General features: G+C 58.1%; 2 protein-coding genes and 1 pseudogene. 2 read left to right on the forward strand and 1 reads right to left on the reverse strand.

The window, feature by feature from the left end; all coding sequences use genetic code 11:
• Positions 1 to 199: pseudogene (locus tag ACIONG_RS30135) on the forward strand (glyceraldehyde-3-phosphate dehydrogenase); the annotation flags it as partial.
• Positions 200 to 380: 181 nt separating this feature from the next.
• On the opposite strand, the gene ACIONG_RS30140 reads toward ACIONG_RS30135, so the two are convergent.
• A complete protein-coding gene (locus ACIONG_RS30140; RefSeq protein ID WP_401304636.1) occupies positions 381 to 1,682 on the reverse strand; it encodes an MFS transporter in 1,302 nt (433 codons plus the stop codon).
• Between the two features lie 177 nt (positions 1,683 to 1,859).
• Between ACIONG_RS30140 and ACIONG_RS30145 the strand changes: the two genes are divergently transcribed.
• Complete coding sequence (locus tag ACIONG_RS30145) at positions 1,860 to 2,804, forward strand: FAD:protein FMN transferase (protein ID WP_401304639.1); 945 nt, start codon at positions 1,860 to 1,862, stop codon at positions 2,802 to 2,804.
• The last annotated feature ends 254 nt before the right edge of the window (positions 2,805 to 3,058 follow it).

Below are 3,058 nucleotides of genomic sequence, written 5' to 3' on the forward strand. Positions count from 1 at the left end.
CGTCAATTCGCAGGAAGTGGTTTCGACCGACTTCGTTGGCTCGCGCCACGCCGGTGTGGTCGACGCTGAAGCGACCATCGTTCAGGACAACCGCGTTGTTCTGTACGTTTGGTACGACAACGAGTTCGGTTACAGCTGCCAGGTAATCCGCGTAATGGAAGACATGGCCGGTGTAAACCCGCCTGCATTTCCGCGCTAAGCCTTAGCTGCACATGAAAACGCCCCGATCTTGGTCGGGGCGTTTTTTTATGCCTGGTAAATATCTGTTGCCTGTTGCGGCCTCATCGCTGGCAAGCCAGCTCCCACAGTGGTTTAGGTCGTTCACAAAGGTTGTGTACACCAAAGAAACCTGTGGGAGCTGGCTTGCCAGCGATGGCGTCCTATCGGGCGCCGCCAGGTACAGCCGCTTGCGCCGTGCGCAGCTCATGTTTGTTACCCCGGAACAACACCAGCGTCGCAATCAACCCCAGCACGGCCGCGCCACTGAGCCAGATCCCCGGCGCAGCCTTGTTATCCAGTACATGAATCAGATAAGTGCACGCTGCCGGTGTAAAGCCGCCGAAGGTCGCTGTCGCCAGGCTGTAGGCTAGCGAGAACCCGGTCGTCCGCACTTCCACCGGCATGATCTCGGTCAGCGCCACGACCATCGCGCCGTTGTACGAGCCGTACAGGAACGACAGCCACAACTCGACGATCAGCAAATGGCTGAAACTCGGGTTCGCCACCAGCCACGACAGGGCAGGGTAGGCCGTCAGAATCGCCAGAATCGTCGCCGCGAGCAGTAGGGGTTTACGGCCGATCTTGTCGAAAACCGAACCCATCACCGGCAGCCAGAAGAAGTTCGACAGGCCGATACACACCGTCACCAGCAAGGCATCGAAGTCCGACAAGTGCAGTTCGGCCTTGCCGAAGGTCGGGGTGTACGCGGTGATCAGATAGAAGGAAACCGTGGTCATCACCACAAGCGCCATACCGGCGATGACGATGCCAAAGTTCTGTCCGATCGAACGGACGATTTCCCGCAGGGTAGGGCGATGCTTGCGTGCCTGGAATTCAGGGGTTTCTTCCAGTGAGCGACGGATCACGAAAATGACCGGCACAATCATGCAACCGATCAGAAACGGCACACGCCAGCCCCAGTCACCCATTTGTTCCGGGCTCAGCCAATGGTTGAGAGCAACACCCAGCAGTCCGGCAAAGACCACCGCCGCTTGTTGGCTCGCGGATTGCCAACTGACGAAGAAGCCCTTGCGCCCCGGTGTGGCGATTTCTGCCAGATAAACCGACACACCACCCAACTCGACGCCAGCGGAGAAGCCTTGCAGCAAGCGGCCGAACAACACGATCAGCGGCGCGGCGACGCCGAGTGTGGCGTATCCCGGAACGCAGGCAATCAGCACGGTGCCGGCAGCCATCAGGGCCAGCGTGATGATCAGGCCCTGGCGGCGACCATGCCGGTCAATGTAGGCACCGAGGAAAATAGCCCCCAGCGGACGCATCAGAAACCCGGCGCCGAAGGTCGCGAGCGAAAGCATCAGCGAAGCGAAGGCACTGTCGGCCGGGAAGAAGGTCTTGGCGATCGCCGTGGCATAAAAGCCGTAGACCATGAAGTCGAACATTTCGAGGAAGTTGCCGCTGACAACGCGGAAAATCGCTTTGCCTTTGCCCGTGGTGGTGGACATGTTCAGTTACTCATTATTGGATTTTATAAACGCGTAGCATCCGTTGGGAGCGAGCGGGCCCTTTAATCCATAATGGCCGTCGCGGTTTTGCAGGGAGATGAATAATTGTTCACTGGACGGTGGTTTGGGCTTGTGATCTTGGCTGGCATATTGGCCGGCTGTGGCAGCGGCGACTCCATGGAGAGTTTCGCGGGTCCGACCATGGGCAGCACGTATTCGATCAAGTACGTGCGCCACGCAGGCCTTGCTGACCCCGCGCAGGTGCGCCACGAAGTGGAGGGCATCCTCGGCGAAGTCGACCGACAGATGTCTACTTATCGCAGCGACTCCGATATCGAACGCTTCAATGCATTGCCCGCTGGTCGCTGTCAGACCATGCCTGCGCCAATCCTCGAATTGATCCGCGTGGGCGAGCAACTGTCAGAGCAAAGCGAAGGTTCCTACGACCTCACTGTCGAGCCGCTGATGAACCTCTGGGGTTTTGGCCCGCAAGGACGCGAAGAAAAGGTCCCGAACGCTGCCGCACTGGCAGAGGTGTTGCAGAAAGTCGGCCATCAGCATCTGCACATCGACGGCGATCAGCTGTGCAAGGACGCCGCTGTCGAAGTCGACTTCAACAGCATCGCCGCCGGTTACGCTGTTGACACGATCGCCGCCAAGCTGGATGCCATGGGCATCCACGATTACCTCGCCGAAGCTACGGGTGAGCTGAAAGCCAAGGGCAAGAAGCTTGATGGCTCGCCGTGGCGCATTGCCCTGGAAGAGCCTCGCGATGATCAGCAAGTCGCCGAGCGCGTGATTAATGTCGACGGCTACGGCGTTTCCACCTCCGGCGACTACCGCAACTATTTCCTGCAGGGCGGGCGGCGCTATTCCCACACCTTCGATGCGCGTAGCGGCGCACCTGTCCTACACAACCTAGCGTCAGTCACGGTGATTCATCCTTCAGCGTTGATGGCCGATGGACTATCGACACTGTTGCTGATTCTCGGGCCTGAAAGGGCTTGGGACTATGCCGAAAAGCATGACATTGGTGCATTCTTCGTGATTCGTGCCGATACAGGTTTTGTCATCCGCACCAGCAAGGCTTTCGAGCGCCTCAGTGGCGCAAAAATTGACTGAGAACAGTACGAAAGCTGGCGTTGTAGTGCAGGCAAAAGTAGCCTACGACGCGACCAAGGGTTAATGTGCGCGGCGTTGACGCTTCTATAGACTGTGTCCGGGTTCTTGATTGACCCCCAATTGTTCCTTCGCGCCGCCGTTCGGCGTGATTTAGCCGCCGGTGCTGCTGGCACCGCGGCCTGTTCTGAGGAGTTAGCTTTTCTGTATACTTCTTATATGTTGTGTTTGTTGTTTATGTCGTTTGGGGTGTATTT

Origin of the sequence: Pseudomonas sp. NPDC087817 (assembly GCF_044742875.1) — a bacterium.
Classification (GTDB): domain Bacteria; phylum Pseudomonadota; class Gammaproteobacteria; order Pseudomonadales; family Pseudomonadaceae; genus Aquipseudomonas.